Consider the following 19,420-nt stretch of genomic DNA (forward strand, 5'->3'; position numbering starts at 1 on the left):
CGACGATTAATGTTCGGATTTAGAGGGAATAACGATATGAAATTAATTAATGATGTGAGATATTAATGCATTTTAACGTACGATATGCAAATGTTTCATTGACACGTACGGCTAACGCGCGTAAACTAACTGTCGGGATACGGTGACTCTCATCAGCGCTAACGGCCAGCTCCGTTTCTCCGAACCAAGGCAACAAACGTACCTAGCCGCCAACAGGCATTCACAATACGCGCATTCGTATATCTCCGGCGATAAGGGCCGGTGGTCTCTACCGGGAACCGTGAATTCCCGACTACGAAGGAGCGGAGGGCATCTCCGTATCTTTTGGCGGTCGGGAATTTTTCATTTTCGGGAGGCGGAAAAAATGACGAACACCTATGACGTCATCGTCGTCGGCGCAGGACCGGCGGGTATATTCGCGTGCTACGAGCTCTATCGCAAGTCCCCGCACCTCAAGGTGCTGCTGCTGGACAAAGGCCACGAGATTCATCGCCGCCGCTGCCCCATTCTCGAGGAGAAGATCCAGCTTTGCCCTCCGGCCGCCGGGAAAAAGGAATTCGCCGGCTGCCTGCCGGCCTGCTCGATCACGGCGGGCTTCGGCGGCGCGGGCGCGTACAGCGACGGCAAGTTCAACATTACGACCGAGTTCGGCGGGTGGCTGACCGATTATTTGCCGGCGTCCCAGGTGCTCGGCCTCATCAAGTACGTAGACGAAGTCAACCTTGCGCACGGCGCGACGCATACGATCACCGATCCGACGACGGACGTCGTCAAGAGCATCGAACAGCGCGCCTATGCCGCCGGACTGAAGCTGCTGCGCGCGCAGGTTCGGCATCTCGGCACCGAGCAGAATCTGGAGATTCTCAAGTCGATCGCCGCTTACCTGTCGGACAAGATCGAGATGCGTTTCAAGACGGAGGTTGCGGACCTGCTGACCGTGAAGGAAGGTGCGGGTCACCGGGTTTCTGGCATTGTGCTGAAGGGCGGCGAAGAGCTCGCGGCGGACACGGTCGTGATCGCTCCGGGCCGGGACGGCTCCGCCTGGCTGACGGAGGTGCTGAAAAAGCGTCGCATCAAAATGCACAGCAACCAGGTCGACGTCGGCGTGCGCGTCGAGACGTCGGACGTGGTCATGCGCGAGATCAACGAGCATCTGTACGAGGGGAAATTCGTATACAACACGTCGGTGGGCACGCGCGTCCGCACGTTCTGCAGCAATCCGTCGGGCCACGTCGTCGTCGAGAACCACAGCGGCGTCATGGCCGCCAACGGCCACGCCTACAAGGATCCCGCCCTGGGTTCGTCCAATACGAACTTCGCGCTGCTCGTCTCGCACAAGTTCACAGAGCCGTTCGACAAGCCGAACGAATACGCGCGCGAGATCTGCGAGCGGGCGAACGATCTGTCCGGCGGAGGCGTCATCGTGCAGAAGTACGGCGACATTTTGCGCGGGCGCCGCTCGACGGCCGCGCGGATCAAGGAGGGCTTCCTGGAGCCGACGCTGAAGGAGGCCGTGCCGGGAGATTTGGGCCTGGTGCTGCCTTACAACACGATGAAGAGCCTGATTGAGATGGTGGAGGCGCTGGATAAGGTCACGCCGGGTCTCGCGTCCGAGCACACCTTGTTCTACGGCGTCGAGGCGAAGTTCTACTCCGCGCGTCCGCAGCTGACCGACCGGCTCGAGACCGAGATATCCGGCTTGTACTGCGGCGGCGACGGCGCCGGCATCACGCGGGGGCTGGCGCAAGCCGGCGCGGCGGGCGTGTGGATCGCGCGCGCCGTTGCCGATCGTCTTAAGAAAGACGGCGGGAAAGAAGAGAATGCGGCGGCGGTTCTGTAAATGATACGGGAGCCTTCGCAGGTTCGGCTAGCCGGTCAGAGCAGCGTCACGAGCGTCAAGCCCGACAGAAGCGCGGATACGATCAGCAGGACGACAATCGGGCGCACGGCGTGCCGGAGTGCGCGAACATTCACGTTAAGACCCATGCCGGCCATTGCGACCGTCAGCAGAACGGTTGTCAGCGTCGAAGCGCCGGCGGTCGCGCGGGGAGGGAGCGGCCATCCGGCGGCGGTTAGGCCCGAACCGAGCAGGCTCATGACCAGGAAGCCGATTAAAAACCAGGGGAACGAAGCTGCGGCGCCCGCCGCGGCTTCTTTTTCGCTCGCCGGCAGACGCCGGACGAGGCGGCTGTTGCGCCAGTGAAGCGCCAGGCAGACCGGCACCAGCAGAAACACGCGGGCGAGCTTTGCCAGCATGCCGCTCTCGAGCGCATCTGACCCGCCTGCCGATGCGGCCATGGCGACATGCGCGATCTCGTGCAGCGTCAAGCCGGTCCACAGGCCGTAGGCGGTCCCGCTCAGCGGCAGGACGTCCGCCAGCAGCATTGAGGCGATCGCGGCTGCCGTGCCAACGATCGCGATCAATCCCGCCGCGGTTGCGGTGCGATCTTCCCTGGCCGCGACCAGCGGTGACACGGCGGCGATCGCGGCCGCGCCGCAAATACCCGTGCCTACCGCCAGGAGCAGCGTAAGTTGCCTGTCGGCCTTCAGCAAGCGGCCCAGCGCGAGCCCGGCTGCCATCGAGAAGGCCAGCGTACCGACGCTTCTCGCCAGGAGCGGCAAGCCCTGGTGAAGCACGGCGTCCAGCGGCAGCTTTAAGCCGAACAAAACAATCGCAGCGCGAAGCAGCTTGGTCGTGCCGAAGCGCACGCCGGGTGCCCATGCCTGCGAATAGCCGAACAGCTGGCGGAAAGCGACCGCTGCCAGCAGCGTACAGGCCATCGGTCCGAACAGGCCAAAGCCGGGGATGCGCGCGAGCTGCCAGCCGAGCAGGGCCAACGCGGCAGCGAGCGCCAGACCCGGCGCGTATCCGGCGAGACGCGTCATGCGCGTGCGCAGGGGGTACCCGGACCGCTGTAATGGTCGTATTGGAGCGATGTTCATGCGGGCCATCTCCTCGTCGTCTCTCGTCTCTTGCTCGAGCTATTTTTGTTAGTGCAAGCATAGCTCGCTTTATTCTATAAGTGAAATGAATTATTCTTATGATAATAATAAGCGGTGACTTATAGAAGAGGGGGGGGGTGAATCGCATGGACATTGCGCTGCAGGTATTCGTCGTCGCTGCCGAGATGAGGAATTTTTCCCGCGCGGCCGAGCGTCTCCACATGACCCAGCCCGCCGTCAGCCAGCACATCCGCGCGCTCGAGACCGCGCTAGGCGCCCGCCTGCTGGATCGAAGCAGCAAATCGGTCGCGCTTACGCGCGCGGGCGAGATCGTGCTCGGGCATGCCAGGGAGATCGGCATGCTGTACGAGCGGATGCAGGAAATGGTCGACGAGCTCTCGGGCAGCGTACGCGGCCCGCTGGCGATCGGCGCCAGCTATACGTTCGGTGAGTATGTGCTGCCCCGTATATTGGGCGATTTGATGCGAGTCTACCCCGACGTCAAGCCATCCATCGCGATCGCGAATACGGCGGAGATCGCGGAGCGTCTGCGCAGGCGGGAGCTCGACGTCTGCGTCGTCGAAGGCGAAGAGATCGGACCCGGGCTCGAGAGCAGGCGGATTGCGGGAGACGAGATGGTGCTCGTCGCGGGAGCTGAACATGCGCTGGCAGGGCGGGCCGAAGCAGAGGCGGCAAGGCTGCAAGAGGAGGTCTGGCTGGTAAGAGAGCGGGGCTCGGGCACGCGTGCGGCGACCGACCGGATGTTCGAGGTGTGGGGCATTCGCCCGAATCGACTGATGGAGCTGGGCAGCACGCAATTGGTCAAGGAAATGGCGGAGGCCGGACTTGGCATTACGCTGCAGTCCCGCTGGTCGCTGCGCAGGGAGCTGGCGATCGGCGCGCTGAAGACGGTTGCGGCGCCGGGCTTGCCTTTTAAAAGAAGCTTCTATGTCCTGCTGCGGAAGGGAGAAGTGCGGACGCGAACGCTGGAGGCTTTTCTGGCGCAGCTGGAGGAGACGACGGCGCGGCTGATGGAGCGGAACGGGATCGACGCGCGAGACCTCGGCTGATCGGCGGATCGGATGGGCGTGAAGGGGCCCTTGTGCCGCCGCTCGCTTCGGCCTCGCGCGAACGGCGCGACTTATTGCCCGCTCTGCTCCGCTATTTTCCCGAATGCCTTGACGAATTCGGCGGCCGGGTAGGCGCCGGACAAGCCGTACTTACCGTTCAGCACGAAGAAGGGAACGCCCGAGATGCCCATGGCCGAAGCGCGTTCCAGATCCGCCTGAACCTCTTCGGCTCCGCGGCCTTCGTCCAGCGCCGTCTCGAGCGGGAAGGTCTCAAGGCCGAGGTCCGCCGCGATCTCGAGCAGCACTTCGCGCTTCGCGATATCTCTGCCGTATTCGAAATAAGCCATCATGACGGCGTCGATCCACGCTTCCTGCCGGTCTGCGGGCAAGATCGCGGTCAGGCGATGCGCCAGCACCGTATTCGGCATCCGGGTCACCCGGTCGAAGCGGAACGGCACGCCGACGGCCGCGCCTGCATCGGTCACGCGCTGCAGCATCTCTTCGATGCGGTGCTCGCCGCCCATCTTGTGCGCCATCGAAGCGCGGAAGGGCAATCCCTCGGGCGGCAGCGAATGATCCAGCAGAAAGGCGTGATAGCTTACGGTGACGTCCTCTCCGGATTCCGTAACCCACTGTTCGATCGCGTCGATCACGTTCTTTTTGCCGATTCTGCACCACGGGCAGACCATGTCGGAGTAAATGTCGATATGCATGAGCGTAAGCTCCTCGTCTCTATGAAGTTGGGGCGGGCGCAAGGCTTCGCCGACACTTTGAGTATGCCAGATCGAACGGTTGCGATCAATGTGCGCGCCTCGTGTATCCGTGGTAACATGGCCTAAGATCAACGCAAAAAAGGAGTGGGCGGGATGGGGTGGACGAAGGCATCGGCCGTGGAGCTGCTGAACGGCGAACGAATGCCAAGGCTGGGGCTCGGCGTATGGCGGGCCAAGTCCGGCGCGGAAACGGAGAACGCGGTGAGGGCCGCGCTGTCGGCGGGTTACCGCGCGATCGATACCGCATCGCTGTACGGCAACGAAGCGGACGTAGGCCGGGCGATCCGCGATTCGGGCATCGCGAGGGACAAGCTGTTCGTCACGTCCAAGGTGTGGAACGACGAGCAGGGCTACGACGAGACGCTGCGCGCCTTTTACAGAAGCAAGGAACGGCTCGGCATCGGCGCGGTCGATCTTTATCTGGTGCATTGGCCCGTGCCCGGCAAGTACAAGGATACGTACAGAGCGCTGGAGCATCTGTACGACGAAGGCGAAGTGCGCGCCATCGGCGTCAGCAACTTCAAGATTCATCACCTGGAGGAACTGATGGGCGCGTGCCGGATCAAGCCGATGGTCAATCAGGTGGAGCTGCATCCGCTGCTGACGCAGAAGCCGTTGCTTGAATTTCTGCGGCGCGAAGGCATTCAGCCGGAGGCGTGGCGGCCGCTTATGCAGGGACGGCTGGACCTTCCTTTGCTGGCCGAGCTGGGAGGCAAGTACGGGAAATCGCCAGCGCAGGTCGTGCTTCGTTGGCATCTGCAGCAGGAGATCGTCGTCATTCCCAAATCCGTGCAGGCGCGGCGCATCGAGGAGAACGCGGACCTGTTCGACTTCGCGCTCTCCGCAGAGGACATGGCCCGGATCGACGGCTTGAACGAGGATCGTCGCTTCGGGATGGATCCGGATCTGGTCGGGGGCGCTTGAAGGCGCGTACGGCGGAATAGGGCGGGAAAGCGGGCGGCATGCTAAGTGTTGACCATGACTGGCCGGCCCCTTGACAGACTCAACTGTAACTGTTAATATTACAGTAACCCGCCGGGAAAGGGGGCGCCGCATGAATAGCGAATTTATTATTGCCGTACACAGTCTGGTCCTGCTCGCGCACAAGCCGGACGGCATGGCGTCTAGCGAAGAGATCGCAGCCAATGTCTGCACGCATCCGGCGCGGGTGCGGAAGGTGCTCGGTTTCTTGCGAAAAAACGGCTACGTGACGACGCGAGAAGGCTCGGGCGGCGGCTACAGGCTCTGCATCGATCCTTCCGACATGACGTTGGCTGATATTTACCGGACGATGGCGGCCGGCGCGATCACGCCGAACTGGTGCAGCGGCAATCCGGACATGGACTGCATGGTCGGCTCCAATATGCAGGAAGTGATGAATTCCGTTTTCTGCGGCGCCGAGAAGCAGCTTGAGAGCTACTTCCAGGGGATTACGATCGGCCAGATGCTGTCGCGCATCAAGGCGTGTCAGAAGACGTAGGCAAGGGTAAAGTTCGTTGTGCGCTCCGCGCATGGCGAGGGCGGCTGTCGCAGGATGGAGCGGACCGGAGCATAGCGCTTCGTCGTCCGATCATCATATAGGAACGATATGCACAATTCATTTAACCTCTGAAGGAGTGGATTACGATGGCCGTAGTCGTAACGAAGGACAACTTTAACGAGACCGTTAGCGAAGGCGTGTCTCTGCTTGATTTCTGGGCGCCATGGTGCGGACCTTGCAAGATGCAGCTCCCGATCGTCGAGGAGCTGTCGTCCGAGCTGCAAGGCACGGCGACGATCGCCAAGGTCAACGTCGACGAGCAGCCCGAGCTGGCTTCCCAATTCGGCGTCATGAGCATCCCGACCCTGATCCTGTTCAAGGACGGCCAACCGGTCGACAAGCTGGTCGGTCTGCAAAGCAAGGATTCCCTGAAGGCAAAGATTCAAAACCAGCTCTAATAAAGCCTGCAACGCGAACAAGCACCGCGTCCTCGGACGCGGTGCTTGTTTTTTGTGACCAGGTCAGGAAGTGTGAAATACGAGCCGGCTTGCTCTTCTTTTTAACCATGCGGCGGCGATTCGTGACTGGTTAGCGTTCAATCGGCGTGTCGGAGCGGTTCAATGGTCTTTGGCGTCGAAAATAACTGCATTTTTACATTTATTATCTGTCGACCAACGTCGCTTGATAAAATACCTGCAAATGTGCAGGTAAATTCAATGCAAAAGCCGGAAATGGAGCCGATGAAGGAAAATAGATGCGTTTTTGCATCTATCCTTTTTAAACGGGCGAACATCGGCGAAAATAGATGTATTTTTGCAGGCGTTACGAGGAAAGAACAACGCGGGCGGACGATAGCCCAGCCGGAAAGGGCGTCAGTGCGAGCTCCGGACTACCTTGGCGACTTTTCTTGCCGCTCGTACCCGCGCGTCCCTTCTTGTCGTGCTAGATCGTCCACTGTGCATGCGTGAGGGCGACCAGCCGCCAGTCGCTGCCGTCCTGGACGAACGTGAGGATAAGGCTCTCCCAATCCATGCCGTCGGCAGAGGCGTCGAAGCCGGGGAAGTGAAATTCCACGAAGGACGAGCCCGCGTACGTATCCTGTCCGTTGTATACCGTATTGCCTTTGCCTACCAGCTTGTTCGCCGACACCGAGGGAGCGGTATCGAAGTCCTTGTCGTAAACGAACTTGTCGAAGTAATCGCGGAAGGACAGCTCGATCGGATCGCCGCTGCCGTCCGCCGTACCCCATTTGATCTTGTCCGGGCTCTTGAAGGAAGGCAAAGCCTCGGGCTTGAATATTTGATCCGCTTCCGTCATCGCTGCATAGGGCGAGAAGCGAAGCCCGAGCTTCGGATCGATCCACGAGGCGAGGCGCTTCAAGTCGCGGTCGCGGAGCGCCTCGACGACGTCCTTGGCCGCGACGGACAGCGCTCTTTGGGAATCGGACGGAGCGGCAGGGGCCGACGAGGCCGAAGATGCCGTCGCCGGGGCGCCCTCGGACGGTGTCGATTCGGACTGCGATGCGACGGCAGTGCCCGAAGCCGCCGAAGGAGCGGCGGCATTGCGATCGTCCTTGCCTCCGCCGCATCCGGCCAGCAGCGCCACTGCGAGCAGCGCAGCTAAGTATGGGAGCATCCTGGATTTCATGATGTAATAACCTCCTAGAAGAGATACGGAATTTAGCTCTTTTTTAAATTCGTATATCTTAGACGCAAAATGTCGCCGGATGTTCCGGTGCGCTAGAAGGAAATTGCGTGAGTGAACGCTAGGAAATCACAGGGAATCGACAGCTTGGCCGGTCGTAATGCTTCTGTAAGAATCTTTTAATCTTTTATTTGAAAATCGGTTAGCGGTTCGTTAGCCCCGGGCGGTACCTTGAGACTATAACGTGTCAAGGAGGCGATTCATCATGAAAGAATCAGGGCTACGAAAAACGGGCAAGGCGCTCTGCCTGCTGCTCTCGGTTGTCGGGCTGGCGGCTGCGGTGGCGGGATGCGGGACGGACAACGCGAACGACAATCCGCCGATGCCGACGGCGAGCATGAAGGACGGCGGCATGATGTCGCCGGAGGCGAGCATGAAGGACGATGGCATGATGTCGCCGGAGGCAAGCATGAAGGACGATGGCATGATGTCGCCGGAGGTGAGCATGAAGGACAGCGGCATGATGTCGCCAGAGGCAAGCATGAAGGACGGCGGCATGATGTCGCCGGAGGCAAGCATGAAGGACGATAGCATGATGTCGCCGGAGGTGAGCATGAAGGACAGCGGCATGGGCGAGAAGTAAGTGCAAATATTTCGCCGCTCGGCTGTGCTATAATCTGGGTATTCGGATGAAGGAGAGATAGGGATGGCGGCAACGGTGCTGGTCGCGGACGACGAGCGGGATATTACCGACGTCTGCCGAAGATACCTGGAGCGCGAAGGGTTCGAAGTGCTGGTCGCGGACGACGGCGATCAGGCGTTGCGGCTCTGGCGGTCGAGACGCCCGGATCTGCTCGTGCTGGATCTCATGATGCCGGGCATGTCGGGTTGGGACGTCTGCACCGCCGTTCGTGACGAAGAGGACGTGCCGATCATCATGCTGACCGCCAGGGGAGAGGAGAGCGATCGCCTGCTCGGCTTGACGATCGGAGCGGACGATTACTTGACCAAGCCGTTCAGTCCCCGCGAGCTTGTCCTTCGCGTGCGCAACATTTTGCGCCGCGCGGCGCCTCCCGCGGAATCCGCCGACAAGCCTGCGTTAAGGGAGGAGGGCCTTCACTTCGAAGGCCTTTCCCTGTATCCTGCCTCGCGGAGGGTGAAGGCAGGCGGACGGGACGTGGAGCTTACGGCCACCGAGTTCGACCTCCTCGAATGGTTCGCGCGCCATCCGGGCCAGGTCTTTTCAAGAAGCCAGCTGCTGAGCCGGGTGTGGGACATCGCGTTCGAAGGCGATTCGACTACGGTCACCGTGCACATGCGCAGGCTAAGGGAGAAGATCGAGCCGAACCCCTCCAAGCCGTCATGGCTCAAAACGGTATGGGGCATCGGCTACCGGTTCGAAGGGCAGCCCGTCGAATGAAGGGCCGGACGGTAAGGCTTCGCACCTATCTCCTAATTTCCAACGCAGTCAGTCTGTTCGCTATTTTAGCCGTCTTGTTCTATTGCTACAGCCGCATGCTGCTTAGCGCGCCGACGTTCGTCTGGCTGGGCGGGGCCACGCTGCTGGCCGGCGGCGTATCGTTCGTCCTTCACTTGGCGCTGATCGTGCCGCTTGCTCGCGCGGCGAATCAGATCGGGGAAGCATCCGGCAAGATCGCTTCGGGCGTGCTCGGCACGGAGGTGCCCATCGTGGGGCCGGCCGAGTTCCGCCTCCTGGCGGAGCGGTTCAACGCAATGAGCCGTCGGCTAAAAACCAGCTTCGAGGACGTGACAAGGTCCGAGACTTCGCGCAGGGAGCTCGTGGCGAACGTCGCGCACGACCTGCGAACGCCGCTCGCGCTGCTTCAGTCTCACTCCGAGGCGCTGCTCGACGGAGTCGTCGAAGACGAGGCCGCGCGCGGCGATTACCTGCAGGTGATCCGGAAGGAATCGATAAGGCTCGGGCGCTTGGTCCAGGATCTGTTCGATCTGTCGAAGCTGGACGCCGGTGCGGACCCCTTCGAGCCTCGGCCTGTTGCCCTTGAGGATGTGCTGATCGATACGCTGAACGTCTACAGACCCAAGCTGGAGGAGAAAAACCTGGAGGTGGTCGTGCGCCTTCCCGAGCCGTCACCGGTCGTGTGGGGCGTCGAGCACGAGCTGCGACGGATCGCGGCCAATTTGCTCGACAACGCGATCCGTCACTCCCCGAACGGGGGGAGCATCGAATGGTGCGCGGCGATCGAAGACGGGGGCATGGTCTCGATCGCGCTCAGGGACGACGGAGACGGCGTGCCGGAGGAAGAGCGGGACCGGATTTTCGAGCGGTTTTATCGGTCGGATCGGAGCAGGCGGCGCGAGAGCGGAGGCGCCGGTCTCGGCCTCGCGATCGCCAAGTCGCTGGCGGAGCGTCACGGCGGCGAGATCGGCGTAGCGCCTGCGGGGGACAGAGGAAGCGAATTTCGATTTACGCTGAAGCTGGCCGACGCCGGAAGCGGTGCGGCCCTCGACGGAGGAGGGACGTAGAAGATGAAGAATCGTAAACGGGCGGGCTTCGGCAAACAGCTTGCGGAGCTTCACCGCTGGAATGCATGGCTCGTCGTCGTGCTGGCGGCCAGCGGGTTGATTCTGTCCTGGGGCGCGGCGAGAGGGTGGCTCGGCGAGGGGCGCGTGTGGATCAAGCAGCTTCACATCTATATCGGTCTGATCACGGGCATCGTGCTCGTCTTGTATGCACCGCTGCTCAAGCGGCATTTGAAGCAGCTGAGGGGCAGGTCCGGGCAGCGCGGCAACCTGGCGTTCGTCGTCTTCCTGCTGCTCGGCTGGCTGGCGTCGGGGGTCGTGCTCTGGCAGCTCCGCCATCTGCCTCCGCGCTGGGCGACGAATGCGCTCGTCGTTCACGATCTGCTGACGTGGGTCGGTCTGCCGTATGCGGCTTATCACTCGATCACCCGGATGCGCTGGGCCAAAAAACCGGCACGTCGAGCCGTTCGCACGGACGACGGCGCTGAGGCAGCCGGAGAGTCGGACACGAAGCGTCCGTATGCCGGCGGACTGCATCCGGCTGCTAGCCCGCAGCCCTGGATGACGCGTCGCCAGTTCATCCGGAGCGCAGTCGGCGTAGCGCTGGCCGCAGCGGTGCTGCCGTCCTTTTTCCGCTGGATGGGCGGCAGCCTGAGTCTGACCTCCGGCACGGGCAATATCGCCGCGGACGAGACGGACGCGAACCGCATGCTTCCGGCGCCGCAGCCGCTGCCGGACTCGGCGAACGTCATCGGCGGGGGCGCCAAGGGCAGCTTCCGCCTCTATACGGTTACGCCGCTCCCGCATTTCGACTCCGACACTTGGCGCTTTACGATCGACGGTCTGGTCGACAAGCCTGCGACGTGGACATGGGAACAGTTTCTCGCGATCAAGCGCAAGGTGCAGGTCAGCGACTTTCACTGCGTCACCGGCTGGTCGGTGTACGGCAACACGTGGGAAGGTATCCCGCTGGCGAAGCTGCTTGAAGCCGCGGGCGTGCAAGCGAGCGCGCAGTACGTGAAGTTCTACTCCGGGGACGGCGAATATACGGACGCGCTGTCTCTCGAGCAAGCGCGGATGAAGGACGTTCTGGTCGCCGTTCTCCATGACGGCAAACCGATTCATCGCGATTACGGCGGTCCCGTCCGCCTGATCGTGCCGGGCATGTATGCGTACAAATCGGTGAAGTGGCTGGACCGCATCGAGCTGATCGATCGCCCCCATATCGGCTATTGGGAGGAGCGGGGCTACGACAACGACGCATGGGTGAAGGCCTGATCGCCCTCACCCTGCGTATTTCTCGCGTTTTATTCGGATCCTCCGTCTTTGTTTGCGCTGTCGGATTGCGCCTCCGACAGCGCCTTTTTCATGAGCGCTTCGGCTGCGGGCTGGATTGCGTCGAACGCTTCGTCCTCCGTCTTCTTGTTTTCCAACACGCTCCGGATCTGTCCGTTCACCAGCTCGGCGAACGCTTCGTCGAAGGTGCCGGGTCCCTGCGGTTCGCCGAAATAGTAGCGGTCGATCGTATTGGTCGGCCGCAAAGCATAGAAGGGCTTGAAGTTCGCATTCTGCTTCCACGCGGGATACTCCGCCTGGACGGACAGGTCCATCCCGCCAATCGTGCCGCCCAGCGCGGCTTTGGCTTGTCCGACATGCGCCGACATAAAATAGGAGAGCACCTCCCAGGCTTCCTCGGCGTGAGCGGCGGCGGCAGGAATAGCGAACATCTCATACATCTGAAGCTCTCCGCCGAAGGTCGGGTCGGAGCTGCGTGCCGGCGTCGTGACGACGCCCCATCCAAACTTGGGCTTCGCCTGCGCATTAAGGTTCAGCAGCAGGTTGTCGTCGTCGATCGTAATCGCCGCTTTGCCCTGCTTGAACAGATCGACCGCTTCCATGGCTGCCTGGTCGTAGTAAGTCTGGCCGTCCGACTCCCGCGCTTCGGGCCAAGTGGCGACAAACGTGCCGCGCTTGTAGGCGGCGGCGACCTGCTTGAACAGCCGCTCCCAGCCGGGGGAATCGAAGGTGACCGCGCCTGTCTTCGCATTCGCATAGGTCAGCCCTTCGGTGCCCGCGATCCGCTGCAGCAAGTCGAAGGGGCCGCGCAGCCAAGGGATATGCAGTCCGACCTCGCCTTTTTCCAGCCGCTTGTCCTGCATAACGCGGTCGGCCAGCGCGATCGTCTGCTCCCAGTTCATGCCGTCCGTCGGATAGGGAATGCCGAGGCGATCGAATATATTCTTGTTGTAATACATCGCGCTGGCGTGGAAGCCCGGGCCGATCCCGTAGAGGGGACCGCCGTCCTCGCCGCGGAGGAAATCCAGCACGCCCGGCGTCAAGCTGTCGGTCAGCTTGACCTTTTTCCGTGAGGCCCATTCCTCTAAATTTTGAAGCTTGTCGGCTTTATGCAGCAGTCGGTAGTCCGGAACGTTCAAAATGAGCAGGTCCGGCTTTTCTTTGTCTATAAAAGCGGCGAGCGTCTTTTCGTCGTAAGCTTTATAGTCGTTGTCGGGCTGCAGGGGGACGAATCGGACATCCCAGTCGGGAAAACCGGCTTCGACGAAGTCTCTGAACTGTATGTCGTACGTATAAGTCTGGCAGCAGGCGACGGTAAGCGTCTTGGGTCCGGCTAAAGTTTGCTCGCTCTTCGTGCACCCTGCGACAACCGCGAGCAGTATAGCTAGCGCCATCAGCGCCGCGGTCCGCTTCATGGGTTCGCCTCCGTCTTCGCTTGGCCGTCCGCGGCGACGGCGCGAATCGCCTGCTCGGCCTCGGCCTGCAGCGTCTTGAGGAGCGCGGGCACGTCGAGCCCGCGATCGTCGCCTAAATCCTTCGTCTTGTCGTTCGCTGCCGTCCAGACGGCGTTGACGACTTTTTGGTAAGCCGGATCCGAATTGCGCGCGGCCGCATCCAGCACGCGCGAAGAATCGACGGCTGCGCGGTAGAAGACGGAGGACCGGGAATCGTCTGCCGCCGCGTCCGCCGCGACGGTCGGCAAGACGTCGCCGTGCGGGAGCCGGACCGACCGGTTCGCCTGCGAAGGGCTCATGATATATTTCAGTAGCTCCCAGGCGGCGTCCGCGTTGGCGGCCTGTTCCGGAATAGCGAACACGAACGGAATCTCGAACGCGCCGTCCGTGCCCCGAGATCCCTCGTCGGTCGGCGGAGCCAAGACGCCCCAGTCTTCGTCACCCAGTCCCATTCCGGTTCCGGCCTGGGAGATGTTATTCAGGTAAGCGCTGGAGGAGTAAGTGAGCGCCGACCGGCCGTTCAGGAAAGGGTCGCGGGCATACAGCTGCTTCATCTCGACGCTGCCTTTCCATTTGAGCGCCGGTTCGTTGCTGATCCAGCCTTCCCGATGGCCTGCGGCCAGCTTGGTCCATAGCGTCGTCCACGCGGGGGTGTCGACCGTCGCTTCTTGGAGCTTGGCGTCTGCGAGACGGAGCCCCTGGCTGCTCGCGATTGAATGGGCCTCGAACCAGATCGTCGAGTTATAGCCGAAGCTGAGGCCGTAGACAGGCTTGCCGTTTTTTTGCATGCCTTGGAATCTGGCCGCCAAGTTCATGATCTCGTCCCAGGTCATGCCATCCGTCGGTTCGGCAACGCCGTTCTCCCTGAACAGCTTGCGGTTGTAATACAGCGCGTAACCCGTGAATTCAGGCGCAAATCCGTACAGCTCGCCGCCTCCCGCGTCGCGCACCGTCTGCTTGACGGCGGTCTGCCAGCTGTCGTCGGACACTTTATCCCGCTTCATCCATGTATCCAGCGGCTTCAGCAGTCCGGCGGCCGACAGCTCGGACAAGTAGGCAAGCGGGACCTGCACCAGATCGGCTTGGCTTTTTTGCAGCTGCGCCTTAAACGCGTCGATGCCTGGCGTCAGGTTGTACAAATTGGCGCTCTTGCCCGGGTATTCCGAATATTCGAATCGTACGGACGGATGCCGGATAATAAAGGGCTGGCCGTACATCGACATGAAGCCGGCGTTGTCCCAATACATAATGTTCAGCGTCGTCGTCTCCGTCTCGCTGATGACCGGCTTCGCCGTCTCTTCGCGCGTCAGCAGCTCCGAGAGCTCGCCCCTGAAGACTGCCGCTCCCGCGATCAACAGCGCGACGACGGAGGCCGCCGCCGCGCGTCTTCTGCGCCTGGCGCGTCGTTCCAGCATTTTGATGCGCTCCTTCACTTTTTTTATCGTCGGGGTGCCGAAGCCGCCGGAGCCGAGCGGCAGGTCCGACAGCGTGCGTTCCCAGCGGTCGCGATCGTCCTTCATGCTCGCCCGCCCCCTTCCTCGTCGTCTTCGCGCCCAAGCTCGAACTTTTTGTTCATGGCGGCCCGGGCCCGGTGAATGCGCGACTTGACCGTACCTTCCGACACCTGGAGCAGCTCGGCGATCTCGGCCATGCTCAGCCCATGATGCGCCTGAAGCAGCAGGCTCTCCCGCAGCTTGCGCGGCAGCTCCATGACCGTTCGCCAGATCTCCCGCTGCCGGTAGGAGCCGAGCCATTCGTTTTCCGCGGACATCTGCGACTCTCGCGTCGGCAGGACCGCAGGCAGCCGGATGCGCCTGAACCAGGCCGATTTGAAGTAATCCAGCGCCGTATTGCGCGTGATCTTCAGCAGCCAGGCGCGCGCCCCCGATTCGCCGCGGAGCGTATGCAGGCTCTGGTAGGCCTTGACGAACACGTCCTGCGCGATATCCTCGGCAGTCTCCCGTTTGCCTGTCATAAAAAAGGCGTAATTCCACACATCGCGGCCGTAAGTGAGCATAAGCTCCTCCAGCACGGCGTCGCGGTCGATGCCTTCGGTCATATGCTTCAAATAATCGTGATCCAACGCTGTCACCTCTCCTCCGCAGACGGCCGCAGCCGTTACGGAGCCCCCATGCTTCTTTTTTCATAGTAGCCTTCCGGCGCCGTCCGGGGAAGACCGCTTCGCATTCTCCTTTGCCCGATGATCGTGCGGCCGGCACATCTAAGGAACGACGGGCGATGCTAAAAGTTCCCTATTTCAATCGGTGAATTTTTTGTCGGCTTGATCGTTGTGGAGGAAGCGGGGGGTATGGTAGGGTAGAGAGGCTTTTGGCGGGTACGGCAAACAGAGCGGCATGGGCGCCGCTCTGCGGAGATTCCTATCGGATGGATGGCGCCGCGTCAGTCGGTCTTTTTCTTTTTTTGCGGCGTCGGGGCGACGGACTTCGTATTCTCGAGCGTGTCGTTTACGAACGCCATATCCTGGTTTTTGGCGGCCATCGCCGTCGTGCCTTTGTAATTGCCTTTGCGGCTGTCGTTTTCCATGCGAATCCTCCTTAAGCTCGTGCGAGTATGGGCGAAAGGGCGACTGCCGGCAGCGGCCGCAGCGCCTCGCGCTGCATAGGTTAACCGAATTGAAGGGGCTGTTATCCATCATGACACGCGCATCCAATCGACGTTCGTTATTCATTTTAGTCTACGTGTTCGCGGCGGCGCTCGCGCTTGCAGCGTGCAGCGGCGGCGATTCGCCTGCCGAGAAGAGTGCTGCTGCGTCTCCGGCCGCGGAGCAGCGGGAGACTGCGGTCGCGTCGTCTTCCGACCCGGAGGCCGGCAGCGACGCGGCAGCGCTGATCGGACAAGCCCGCGCGGCCATGGCGGACGTCGGACGTTACGCATTCACGCTTCATCTCGTCCAGAAGCTGAGCGGGGGCGCCGCGGCCGACTCGGTCTTCGAAGTGACCAACGCCGGGAAGGCCGAGCGTTCGCCGCTCAAGCTCGACCAGACGATCGACAGCGTCCAGGACGGGGAGAGGTCCTCGCTGCGCGCGATCCTCGTGCCGGACGCCTATTACGTGTACGACCCTTCTTTTGAAGAATGGGGCAAATTGTCCAGCGAACAGGCGGCGGATATCGCGCGGACGCTGTCCGATTATCAGATCGACCCGGCTGCGGCGTTGGCCTCGGCCGCGTCGCTCGGTACCGGGCTCTCATCCGCGAGGGAAGGCGGGCACGACGTCGTCCGTTATGAAGGCAAAGGGCCTGAGGCGCTGGCGTTTCTCAAGCACATCCTGGAGGGGACACTCGATCTGGGCAGCATGGACGAGGCGGTGCAGCGCAGCATCGCGTTGAAGTCGCTGTCCGTCAGCTTTAAGCTGGATGCCGTTACGCATTTGCCGCTTGCCTACCGCGTCGATTCAGTGATGACGATCGAATACGAGCCGGGGGCGCCGTCCGAGCTCAGCCAGATATTCGAAGGCACCTATGCGAAGCACGGGGCGACCGAGGCGATCGCGGTGCCGAAGGCGGCGCTCGAAGCGCCGGAGCTCGATCCGCCGATCGACGATCCGGAGGCGACCGAAGGAGATTTGGGGACGCTGGATGGGGTGGACGGACTAGACGGGCTAGACGGGCTGGAGGGGCTGGATTCCTATTGAGGATGGCTCGGACCATCAGCTTGGAAGGCTGAGGTTGCCGGTTAGGTGGACGCAGGTCCCGGCCTTCCGTTATAATATCTGAAGTATAATTGAACCGTGAACGGCCGTCCGGCGCTACTCCGCGAGGGCCGCGCGAAGTCAGGAGTGTTTAGCGAATGCCACTGTCCTGTGGTATCGTCGGCCTGCCCAACGTCGGCAAGTCGACTTTATTCAATGCCATCACCCAAGCGGGTGCCGAGATGGCCAACTATCCGTTCTGCACGATCGACCCGAATGTCGGCGTCGTCGAGGTGCCGGACGAGCGCCTGCAGAAGCTTGCAGACATCGTCACGCCTAACCGGATCGTGCCGACCGCCTTCGAATTCGTCGACATCGCCGGCCTGGTCAAGGGCGCGAGCCGCGGCGAAGGCCTCGGCAACAAGTTTCTGGCCAACATCCGCGAAGTCGACGCCATCGTGCACGTCGTGCGCTGCTTCGTCGACGAGAACATCACCCACGTATCGGGCAAGATCGATCCGATCAACGATATCGAGGTCATCAACCTGGAGCTCATCCTGGCGGATATCGACTCCGTCGAGAAGCGCATGGACCGCTCCCGCAAGAACATGAAGGGCGGAGACAAGAAGTACGCCCAAGAGGTCGAAGTGCTCGAGCGCATTCATGCCGCGCTGCTGGAAGAGAAGCCCGTCCGCAGCGTCGAGCTGTCGGACGAAGAGCGCCTGCTCGTGCGCGACCTGCACCTGCTGACGATCAAGCCGGTGCTGTACGCGGCCAACGTGAGCGAGGGCGAGGCTGCGAACGCCGACGCCAACGAATACGTGCAGCGCGTCCGCGAATTCGCGGCGGCCGAAGGCTCCGAGGTCGTGCCGATCAGCGCGCGCGTCGAGTCCGAGATCGCCGAGCTCGAGGGCGAGGATCGCGAGATGTTTCTCGAGGAGCTCGGCTTGACCGAGTCCGGCCTCGACCGGCTCATCCGGGCGGCCTACAAGCTGCTCGGCTTGTACACGTACTTCACGGCCGGCGTACAGGAAGTTCGCGCCTGGACGATCCGCAAGGGCACCAAGGCGCCGCAGGCGGCCGCGGTCATCCACACCGACTTCGAACGCGGCTTCATCCGTGCCGAGGTCGTTTCGTACGAGGACCTGGTAGGCGCCGGTTCCATGAACGCCGCCAAGGAAAAAGGCCAGCTCCGCCTCGAAGGCAAGGAATACGTCGTCGCGGACGGCGATGTTATGCATTTCCGGTTTAACGTATAAGCGGTTGGCGTCAAAAAGCGATGCAGAAGAGCCCCGGGCGGATGCCCGGGGCTCTTCTGCATGCGTATGGAGCGGGATGCGGCAGGTACAGCGGGGGGCACGGTTTTACTGTACAACTCTGTTTTGAAGCCCGGACTATGGCTGCGAGTTACAGGGTTTTACCGTACAACTCAGTCACTGACTCCGACAACTTGCTTCTCGCTATCTCACCTGCCCAGCCGTCCCTTGCGCGCGAAACCCCGCGTTGGTACGCGCCGCCCAATAACTTCTGAAGCTTTTGAATACAATAAGAGCGGCGCTAATCGTCCAGATAGGTCCGATTAAACTTGGCGAGCAGCTCGCCGAAACGGGTACGCTCTTCCCCGGACCAATCCTTGAGCAGCTCGTCGATTCGTTCCGTGCGCTGCGCCCGCGTCTCCAACAGCATGCGGCGCCCTTCGTCGGTGAGTTGGTAAAAGTAGGCCCTGCCGTCCTCCGGATCGGGCATTTTGTAGACGTAACCTTTCTGCTCGAGCGCGGACGTCTGCCTGCTGACGGTGGAGATGTCGAGGCGAAACTCCTCCGCGAGCGCCTTGACGCCGGCCGAGCCGTGCGACTCGATTTGGCCGAGCAGCAAATAAGCGGAGCGATCGAGCGTTCCGAACTTGCGGCTGGTTGAGATCGAAGTGAGGCGGCGAATCAGAAGGGCGATCTCGAGCTCGATGCTTGTATTCGTTTCGTGACTCACGGATCTCACCACCTTGCTGCTTTTCTGTTCCCCATCGTACCACATGCCGCGCGCATTTCAAGCGCAAGCCCGGGCCAAAGCATTGACATTTCGCAAAGTAGTTGTATAATACACTTAAATGTTTAGTTTTGCAATACAACTAAATGGAGGGGCTAGCGATGATAGCTCAAGAAATTATGATTCGGCAAGTATACAAGGTCAAAGAGAGCGATACGGTGCGCCGCGTGATCGAGAAGTTCATTGAACACGGGATCAGCGGACTGCCCGTCGTCAACGACCGCAACGAGATCGTCGGGTACGTCAGCGACGGCGACGTCATGCGCTACATCGGCAAGCACGAGGACCGGTACGTCGACTTTTTTTACGCATCCATCCTGATTCAAGGGGATAACGAGCAGTTCGAGGAACGAGCCCGCAGGCTGCTGGACCTGAACGTCATGTCCATTGCCAAGACGAAGGTCGTCAAGGCGATGTGGGATGACGAGGTCGAGAATATCGCGGCGATGCTGGGCAAGAAGCAGATCAAGAAGGTGCCGGTAGAGCGGGACGGCGTGCTCGTCGGCATCATCAGTCGGGGCAACGTCGTTCGCCATGCGTTCGAGAATCTGTTGTAGGACAGCAT

20 protein-coding genes and 1 riboswitch are annotated in these 19,420 nt (G+C 61.4%); of the genes, 12 read left to right on the forward strand and 8 right to left on the reverse strand.

What is annotated here, in order from left to right:
- Positions 1–215: 215 nt before the first annotated feature.
- Positions 216–315: riboswitch (purine riboswitch) on the forward strand.
- A 49-nt stretch (positions 316–364) separates the two neighbouring features.
- A complete protein-coding gene (locus KB449_RS35055; protein WP_282913066.1) occupies positions 365–1,840 on the forward strand; it encodes an NAD(P)/FAD-dependent oxidoreductase in 1,476 nt (491 codons plus the stop codon).
- Between the two features lie 35 nt (positions 1,841–1,875).
- On the opposite strand, the gene KB449_RS35060 is transcribed toward KB449_RS35055, so the two are convergent.
- Positions 1,876–2,943 carry a YeiH family protein gene (locus tag KB449_RS35060; protein WP_282913067.1) on the reverse strand — a complete coding sequence of 356 codons (1,068 nt, stop codon included), beginning with the start codon at positions 2,941–2,943 and terminating at the stop codon, positions 1,876–1,878.
- A gap of 146 nt (positions 2,944–3,089) precedes the next feature.
- Between KB449_RS35060 and KB449_RS35065 the strand changes: the two genes are divergently transcribed.
- Positions 3,090–4,013, forward strand: a complete 924-nt coding sequence (locus tag KB449_RS35065) for a LysR family transcriptional regulator (RefSeq protein ID WP_282913068.1) — start codon at positions 3,090–3,092, stop codon at positions 4,011–4,013.
- Between the two features lie 71 nt (positions 4,014–4,084).
- On the opposite strand, the gene KB449_RS35070 is transcribed toward KB449_RS35065, so the two are convergent.
- Positions 4,085–4,726 carry a DsbA family oxidoreductase gene (locus KB449_RS35070; RefSeq protein ID WP_282913069.1) on the reverse strand — a complete coding sequence of 214 codons (642 nt, stop codon included), beginning with the start codon at positions 4,724–4,726 and terminating at the stop codon, positions 4,085–4,087.
- A gap of 153 nt (positions 4,727–4,879) precedes the next feature.
- Between KB449_RS35070 and KB449_RS35075 the strand changes: the two genes are divergently transcribed.
- From KB449_RS35075 to trxA, 3 genes are all read left to right on the forward strand, one after another.
- On the forward strand, positions 4,880–5,710 hold the full coding sequence (locus tag KB449_RS35075) for an aldo/keto reductase (protein WP_282913070.1): 831 nt from the start codon (positions 4,880–4,882) through the stop codon (positions 5,708–5,710).
- A 130-nt stretch (positions 5,711–5,840) separates the two neighbouring features.
- Positions 5,841–6,266, forward strand: coding sequence for an RrF2 family transcriptional regulator (locus tag KB449_RS35080; protein ID WP_090116127.1), 426 nt, complete (start codon positions 5,841–5,843; stop codon positions 6,264–6,266).
- 146 nt (positions 6,267–6,412) lie between these two features.
- Positions 6,413–6,724 (forward strand): thioredoxin, encoded by a 312-nt coding sequence (trxA, locus tag KB449_RS35085; RefSeq protein ID WP_090116128.1) that lies wholly within the window; start codon positions 6,413–6,415, stop codon positions 6,722–6,724.
- 484 nt (positions 6,725–7,208) lie between these two features.
- Here trxA and KB449_RS35090 read toward each other — a convergent pair whose 3' ends face one another.
- Positions 7,209–7,913, reverse strand: a complete 705-nt coding sequence (locus tag KB449_RS35090; RefSeq protein ID WP_282913071.1) for a hypothetical protein — start codon at positions 7,911–7,913, stop codon at positions 7,209–7,211.
- Positions 7,914–8,175: 262 nt separating this feature from the next.
- On the opposite strand from KB449_RS35090, the gene KB449_RS35095 reads away from it, so the two are divergent.
- The 4 genes from KB449_RS35095 to KB449_RS35110 all read left to right on the forward strand — a co-directional run bounded on the left by KB449_RS35095 (position 8,176) and on the right by KB449_RS35110 (position 11,690).
- On the forward strand, positions 8,176–8,553 hold the full coding sequence (locus KB449_RS35095; RefSeq protein ID WP_282913072.1) for a hypothetical protein: 378 nt from the start codon (positions 8,176–8,178) through the stop codon (positions 8,551–8,553).
- A gap of 63 nt (positions 8,554–8,616) precedes the next feature.
- Positions 8,617–9,330: a response regulator transcription factor gene (locus tag KB449_RS35100; RefSeq protein ID WP_282913073.1), complete on the forward strand. Its 714-nt coding sequence runs from the start codon at positions 8,617–8,619 to the stop codon at positions 9,328–9,330.
- Positions 9,327–10,415: a sensor histidine kinase gene (locus KB449_RS35105; protein ID WP_282913074.1), complete on the forward strand. Its 1,089-nt coding sequence runs from the start codon at positions 9,327–9,329 to the stop codon at positions 10,413–10,415. Before KB449_RS35100 ends, KB449_RS35105 begins: the two co-directional genes overlap by 4 nt.
- Positions 10,416–10,418: 3 nt before the next feature.
- A complete protein-coding gene (locus tag KB449_RS35110; protein ID WP_282913075.1) occupies positions 10,419–11,690 on the forward strand; it encodes a molybdopterin-dependent oxidoreductase in 1,272 nt (423 codons plus the stop codon).
- Positions 11,691–11,719: 29 nt separating this feature from the next.
- Here KB449_RS35110 and KB449_RS35115 read toward each other — a convergent pair whose 3' ends face one another.
- From KB449_RS35115 to KB449_RS35130, 4 genes are all read right to left on the reverse strand, one after another.
- Positions 11,720–13,123: an ABC transporter substrate-binding protein gene (locus tag KB449_RS35115; protein WP_282913076.1), complete on the reverse strand. Its 1,404-nt coding sequence runs from the start codon at positions 13,121–13,123 to the stop codon at positions 11,720–11,722.
- The gene (locus KB449_RS35120; protein WP_282913077.1) at positions 13,120–14,682 is read right to left on the reverse strand and encodes an ABC transporter substrate-binding protein; all 1,563 of its coding nucleotides are present in this window, start codon (positions 14,680–14,682) and stop codon (positions 13,120–13,122) included. Before KB449_RS35120 ends, KB449_RS35115 begins: the two co-directional genes overlap by 4 nt.
- Positions 14,679–15,254 carry an RNA polymerase sigma factor gene (locus KB449_RS35125; RefSeq protein ID WP_282913078.1) on the reverse strand — a complete coding sequence of 192 codons (576 nt, stop codon included), beginning with the start codon at positions 15,252–15,254 and terminating at the stop codon, positions 14,679–14,681. The genes KB449_RS35120 and KB449_RS35125 overlap by 4 nt, the downstream gene beginning before the upstream one ends.
- Before the next feature lie 308 nt (positions 15,255–15,562).
- Positions 15,563–15,706 (reverse strand): hypothetical protein, encoded by a 144-nt coding sequence (locus KB449_RS35130; RefSeq protein WP_282913079.1) that lies wholly within the window; start codon positions 15,704–15,706, stop codon positions 15,563–15,565.
- Positions 15,707–15,816: 110 nt separating this feature from the next.
- On the opposite strand from KB449_RS35130, the gene KB449_RS35135 reads away from it, so the two are divergent.
- Both KB449_RS35135 and ychF read left to right on the forward strand, forming a co-directional pair.
- On the forward strand, positions 15,817–16,815 hold the full coding sequence (locus tag KB449_RS35135; protein ID WP_282913080.1) for a DUF6612 family protein: 999 nt from the start codon (positions 15,817–15,819) through the stop codon (positions 16,813–16,815).
- A gap of 155 nt (positions 16,816–16,970) precedes the next feature.
- On the forward strand, positions 16,971–18,071 hold the full coding sequence (gene ychF, locus KB449_RS35140; RefSeq protein ID WP_282913081.1) for a redox-regulated ATPase YchF: 1,101 nt from the start codon (positions 16,971–16,973) through the stop codon (positions 18,069–18,071).
- A 298-nt stretch (positions 18,072–18,369) separates the two neighbouring features.
- Here ychF and KB449_RS35145 read toward each other — a convergent pair whose 3' ends face one another.
- Positions 18,370–18,798: a MarR family winged helix-turn-helix transcriptional regulator gene (locus KB449_RS35145; protein ID WP_282913082.1), complete on the reverse strand. Its 429-nt coding sequence runs from the start codon at positions 18,796–18,798 to the stop codon at positions 18,370–18,372.
- 158 nt (positions 18,799–18,956) lie between these two features.
- Between KB449_RS35145 and KB449_RS35150 the strand changes: the two genes are divergently transcribed.
- Positions 18,957–19,412, forward strand: a complete 456-nt coding sequence (locus KB449_RS35150) for a CBS domain-containing protein (protein ID WP_282913083.1) — start codon at positions 18,957–18,959, stop codon at positions 19,410–19,412.
- Positions 19,413–19,420: the final 8 nt, after the last annotated feature.

It is taken from the genome of Cohnella hashimotonis (assembly GCF_030014955.1).
Taxonomy (GTDB): domain Bacteria; phylum Bacillota; class Bacilli; order Paenibacillales; family Paenibacillaceae; genus Cohnella; species Cohnella hashimotonis.

Excerpts from the sequence above, each read along its gene's own strand:
- ychF (WP_282913081.1), top strand. The coding sequence starts at position 16,971 with ATGCCACTGTCCTGTGGTATCGTCGGCCTGCCCAACGTCGGCAAGTCG.
- KB449_RS35105 (WP_282913074.1), top strand. The coding sequence starts at position 9,327 with ATGAAGGGCCGGACGGTAAGGCTTCGCACCTATCTCCTAATTTCCAAC.
- KB449_RS35070 (WP_282913069.1), bottom strand. The coding sequence starts at position 4,726 with ATGCATATCGACATTTACTCCGACATGGTCTGCCCGTGGTGCAGAATC.
- KB449_RS35075 (WP_282913070.1), top strand. The coding sequence starts at position 4,880 with ATGGGGTGGACGAAGGCATCGGCCGTGGAGCTGCTGAACGGCGAACGA.
- KB449_RS35135 (WP_282913080.1), top strand. The coding sequence starts at position 15,817 with ATGACACGCGCATCCAATCGACGTTCGTTATTCATTTTAGTCTACGTG.
- KB449_RS35095 (WP_282913072.1), top strand. The coding sequence starts at position 8,176 with ATGAAAGAATCAGGGCTACGAAAAACGGGCAAGGCGCTCTGCCTGCTG.
- trxA (WP_090116128.1), top strand. The coding sequence starts at position 6,413 with ATGGCCGTAGTCGTAACGAAGGACAACTTTAACGAGACCGTTAGCGAA.
- KB449_RS35115 (WP_282913076.1), bottom strand. The coding sequence starts at position 13,123 with ATGAAGCGGACCGCGGCGCTGATGGCGCTAGCTATACTGCTCGCGGTT.
- KB449_RS35130 (WP_282913079.1), bottom strand. The coding sequence starts at position 15,706 with ATGGAAAACGACAGCCGCAAAGGCAATTACAAAGGCACGACGGCGATG.
- KB449_RS35065 (WP_282913068.1), top strand. The coding sequence starts at position 3,090 with ATGGACATTGCGCTGCAGGTATTCGTCGTCGCTGCCGAGATGAGGAAT.
- KB449_RS35060 (WP_282913067.1), bottom strand. The coding sequence starts at position 2,943 with ATGAACATCGCTCCAATACGACCATTACAGCGGTCCGGGTACCCCCTG.
- KB449_RS35100 (WP_282913073.1), top strand. The coding sequence starts at position 8,617 with ATGGCGGCAACGGTGCTGGTCGCGGACGACGAGCGGGATATTACCGAC.
- KB449_RS35055 (WP_282913066.1), top strand. The coding sequence starts at position 365 with ATGACGAACACCTATGACGTCATCGTCGTCGGCGCAGGACCGGCGGGT.
- KB449_RS35120 (WP_282913077.1), bottom strand. The coding sequence starts at position 14,682 with ATGAAGGACGATCGCGACCGCTGGGAACGCACGCTGTCGGACCTGCCG.
- KB449_RS35110 (WP_282913075.1), top strand. The coding sequence starts at position 10,419 with ATGAAGAATCGTAAACGGGCGGGCTTCGGCAAACAGCTTGCGGAGCTT.
- KB449_RS35090 (WP_282913071.1), bottom strand. The coding sequence starts at position 7,913 with ATGAAATCCAGGATGCTCCCATACTTAGCTGCGCTGCTCGCAGTGGCG.
- KB449_RS35150 (WP_282913083.1), top strand. The coding sequence starts at position 18,957 with ATGATAGCTCAAGAAATTATGATTCGGCAAGTATACAAGGTCAAAGAG.
- KB449_RS35080 (WP_090116127.1), top strand. The coding sequence starts at position 5,841 with ATGAATAGCGAATTTATTATTGCCGTACACAGTCTGGTCCTGCTCGCG.